This window comes from Schlesneria sp. (assembly GCF_036405755.1).
Lineage (GTDB): Bacteria > Planctomycetota > Planctomycetia > Planctomycetales > Planctomycetaceae > Schlesneria > Schlesneria sphaerica.
The window spans coordinates 1-4,131 of sequence record NZ_DASWWZ010000615.1 but is presented as its reverse complement, the minus strand read 5'-3'; the positions used below and the strand labels follow the sequence as shown (position 1 = coordinate 4,131).

Sequence of the window (4,131 nt, the reverse complement as noted above, 5' to 3'; positions counted from 1 at the left end):
CTGCTCAACATGCCATGTCCATCGACTGGTTCCATCGTCTCGGCCTCGTCTTCCTGACCAAAAGGCACGCCGATTTACAACCATCTTAGAAACCGCCGGATACGATGAGTACGTCCGGTGGTGTGGGAGGACGGAGGGGGTGACCCCTCCTCCTACCCGATTATGCGTATTGTTCATTTGGAAAGAGGTAACTGATCGTTTGATGATGTGATCCTGCGGTTTCCAGATGCGCCTCATTCTTGAATGCAGTCTTCTTTAATGCACTGTTGAGGGTGGTCGCTTCAATGTCGATGGAAAGGCGGATCAAATCACTGGAGCAAGAAGCTGAACGAAACCAGAATTCCGTTCGTCGACTTAGAGAAGAACGCGCGGCGGTACGCAAACGGCTGGTACTTGTTGATTGGTTTGCTAACTTCGCTCGCGTCTCAACGTTCGTTCGAGAATTGACGGATTCAACGATTGTCTGGCGACCAGGCGTTGTCATCGTGGGAACGACGCTGATCGGCGGAATCCAATACGCTCTGACCAGGTCGCTGCTTTGGGGAGCGATTGCGTCAATTCTGGCAGCCCTATTTCTGATTGTGCTGCTCTACATTCCGCCCGACGAACAACTGGAAAGTTATCTGAGCCAGTTGGAACTTGAACTGGAATCTCACGTTGAGACTCTTCAGTTGAGTGGCGAGCGACTTGTTGAACTGGAGCAGGATTCTCGACGCCTCTCCCAGGAGTTGCATTCAGCGAGATTGAGCCATCAACAGGCCCAAGTGATGGCTTCTTCGCACTATCGTCGAACCTTGCTTCTCAATGAGGATTGGAGGGCCATGCGATCTGTTCAACTGGAAGACTTCCTCGCGCGCGTGTTTACAGAGCTTGGCTACGCAGTGGAACCAACCAAAACGACCGGAGACCAGGGGGTGGACCTCGTCATTTCTCGCAGCGGGAAACGAATCGCAGTTCAAGTGAAAGGCTATGAGGGAAGTGTCTCGAACGCCGCCGTTCAGGAAGCCCACGCTGGCATGTCGCACTATCAGTGCCACTTCAGTTGTGCAATCACCAACAGTACGTTCACCCGGGGCGCCAGGGATCTCGCCAGAAGCGTTCGCTGTTCGTTGATCGACGGGGAAATGATGCCGAGTTTAATACTTGGCAAACTGGATCTTCCCCTGGAGGGAGAACTGGTAGAAATGGTTTCCTGACACAGAACGGAAACCAAGCGAAAAAGCCTTGCCCGCAGCGTTTGCGAGCAAGGCTTTTCAAGTGGAGCGGAGGGGAGTCGAACCCCCGACCTCTGCATTGCGAACGCAGCGCTCTCCCAACTGAGCTACCGCCCCCACTGACGGCACTGTATGCCGTCGGCGAGGAATGTAGCACAAACGATTTGGACTGCAAAAGCCATTCAGCAGATTCTTGTGGAAACTGGCGACTCGTGGTGAGGTGACGATGGTCATCCGGCGGGAATCGCCGTGGCGACGGCAGACCAGATGTCGAGTGACGCGGCGCAGTTGGTGGTCTTGTAGATGGGGCAGGGACAGACTGTGTGGATTTCCTGCAGTGGAGAGGATGAAAGCCGCCGTGAAGCGTGGCGGCAAGGTTGCTCGCATTTGCAATCGCGAGTATCGTTCTGTTTTACTCGTTTCAACAGCGGGACTTTCGGACAATTGTGACCGGCATCAGGCCGCCGCGTGCGGGTTTGGTGTCCGGGTTACGTTGATTGCCAAAGCCTTCCGCGCGGAAACAACCGGCAAAATAGAGTCAGAAAGTTCAGGAACATGAGTGTGACGGAACGAGTTGTGATCATCGGATCCGGACCAGCCGGATGGTCAGCGGCAATCTACGCGGCGCGAGCGAATCTCGAACCGCTTGTTTTTGAAGGCGCGATCACGGACGAAAACCGGATCCGCGGGACATTGCCGCTGGGCCAGCTTTCCATGACGACCGAAGTCGAAAACTATCCCGGGTTCCCTGCGGGCGACCTGAGTCCTTATCTCAAGTCATCGCTTCCCGAAGCGAATGTCCCCTTCCGCGATCCTCACATGACCGGGGTCACCGGTCCTGAACTGATGGAACTGATGCGGCAGCAGGCGAAGAACTTCGGCACGCGGATCGTCACTGATGACGTCGTGTCAGTCGATCTTTCCAAGCGTCCCTTCACGTTGAAGACCCTGGAAGGCCAGGAATATACCGCTCATTCGCTGATCATCGCGACAGGAGCCCGCGCGAACTACCTGGGTCTCCCTTCGGAAGATCTCTACAAGAACCGCGGCGTTTCGGCCTGTGCCGTCTGCGACGGGGCCTTGCCACGCTTCCGCAACAAGTCGCTGGTCGTGGTCGGGGGGGGTGACAGCGCCATGGAAGAAGCCACCTATCTGACCAAATTCGCTTCGACGGTGTACCTCGTTCACCGCCGGGGAGAGTTCCGTGCCAGCAAGATTATGGCTCAACGCGTTCTCGAGAACCCTAAGATTACGGTGAAATGGTTCACCACCGTCGAAGAGGTGCTGGGAGACGAGAAGAAGGGTGTGACGGGCGTTCGTCTCAAAAACCTGCAAACCTCGGAGACAGAAGTTCTGGAGGCAGGGGGGATGTTCTGTGCCATCGGACATACTCCCAACACCGACTTCCTCGCGAAGCAGGTAAAAACCGACGACAAAGGTTACATCGTGTATTCGCTCCCCTTCCGCACGAACACCAGCGTGGAGGGCGTCTTTGCTGCTGGCGACGTTGCCGACAGTTACTACCGTCAGGCGATTACGTCGGCGGGCACGGGATGTATGGCGGCACTCGACGCAGAACGATTCCTTGCGACGCAAGGGGTTCACTAGAGTCGGTTCTCCGGTGCTCACAAGTGGTGGCGGAGGAGGGAAGACTCCATGCCCGATCCGCAGAGAGTTGCATGTCACGAGTCACGTCGGCCGACGCCGAGCTGTGTTGTCCACGGCGGCCGGACAGCCGGCTCAGTGACCGGACTCAATGCTGCTCTCTCTGCTGCCTCGATTTCAGGCCGCTGTGGGTGATCGTTTACAGGTAAGGTTAAGGCCGCGTTCGCGAAAACGTTAATGGAAAGTGATTGCTCATGTTGACAGAAGCAGGTTGTCGGGCACGTCGCGCTCAGCTTTGGAAAAGCGTTCCCTCCGCCGTGGAGTGGCTGTTGATTGCTGATCCGCGTCATGTGCTGTATCTGACCAACTTCTGGATTCATCCTAATACCTTTTCGTCAGGCGAGCGTTGCTGGTTACTGCTGGAACGCGAAGGAAAGGCGACACTGCTCGGTGACAACTTCTCATTGCGGAGTCGCGCTGCGGATCCTTTCATTGACGACGAAGTGATGGTGCAGTGGTACGACCATCAGCATTCGGTCATCAACCGTGACCACGCTTTGCTGAAGGCCGCCGAACAGATCGCCGATCGTCTTTACGGCCGCAACGGAGTGGTCGAGGCAGAGTGGCTCGCCGTCGGTGCTTTCGAACTGCTGGGGCTCGACCATGAGCAGCATTCGGTCAAACGAGAAGCGAAGGATCTCCACAAACCGGGCGCCGTGGATTTGGGAACAACACTCCGTGCTTTACGACGTCAGAAGCATCCCGACGAAATCGCTGTACTGAAGGAGTGTATGCGCGCCGGGGAAGCGGGGATGAAGCGATTGCGAGAGATTGTCCGGCCTGGGATTTCTGAGTTCGAAATCTTCTGCGAGGTTCAGAAAGCCGCAACCGAAGCGGCGGGACGTCCTGCCACAATTTACGGTGACTTCCGCGCAGCGTCCGCGTCACAGCCCAAGGTTGGCGGCTTGCCGACGAATCACAAGCTGGAAAATGGTGAAATGTTCACTCTGGACTACTCGGTGGTTCTGGAGGGGTATCGATCCGACTTCACGAACTGCCTGACAGTCGGTAAGCCCAACGCCGAGCAGCAGCGACTGTTTGATCTGGTTTCTGCCGCGCAGCGGAACGGTGAGACGGTCTTGAAGGCAGGGACACGAGCGAGTGCTGTCTTCAACGCGGTCAATCAGCCAATTCTCGAGGCAGGTCTTGCGGACAAGTTCGCTCACCATGCCGGGCACGGGATTGGACTTGCCCATCCGGAAGCACCGATTCTGGTTCCTCAGGGGGATGATGTACTGGTGGCAGGCGATGT

The 4,131-nt window shown here is 56.4% G+C and carries 3 protein-coding genes and 1 tRNA gene; 3 read left to right on the top strand and 1 reads right to left on the bottom strand.

The genetic code is table 11. The annotated features are described in order from the left end of the window. Window positions 1–284: 284 nt before the first annotated feature. Window positions 285–1,196 carry a restriction endonuclease gene (locus VGE80_RS20310; RefSeq protein ID WP_440593928.1) on the top strand — a complete coding sequence of 304 codons (912 nt, stop codon included), beginning with the start codon at window positions 285–287 and terminating at the stop codon, window positions 1,194–1,196. A gap of 62 nt (window positions 1,197–1,258) precedes the next feature. On the opposite strand, the gene VGE80_RS20305 is transcribed toward VGE80_RS20310, so the two are convergent. Continuing rightward, window positions 1,259–1,331: transfer RNA gene (locus VGE80_RS20305), tRNA-Ala, on the bottom strand. Between the two features lie 438 nt (window positions 1,332–1,769). On the opposite strand from VGE80_RS20305, the gene VGE80_RS20300 reads away from it, so the two are divergent. Further along, window positions 1,770–2,822, top strand: coding sequence for an NAD(P)/FAD-dependent oxidoreductase (locus VGE80_RS20300; RefSeq protein WP_397570574.1), 1,053 nt, complete (start codon window positions 1,770–1,772; stop codon window positions 2,820–2,822). A 251-nt stretch (window positions 2,823–3,073) separates the two neighbouring features. Then, the coding region (locus tag VGE80_RS20295; protein ID WP_440593927.1) for a M24 family metallopeptidase at window positions 3,074–4,131 on the top strand (1,058 nt) is incomplete at its 3' end.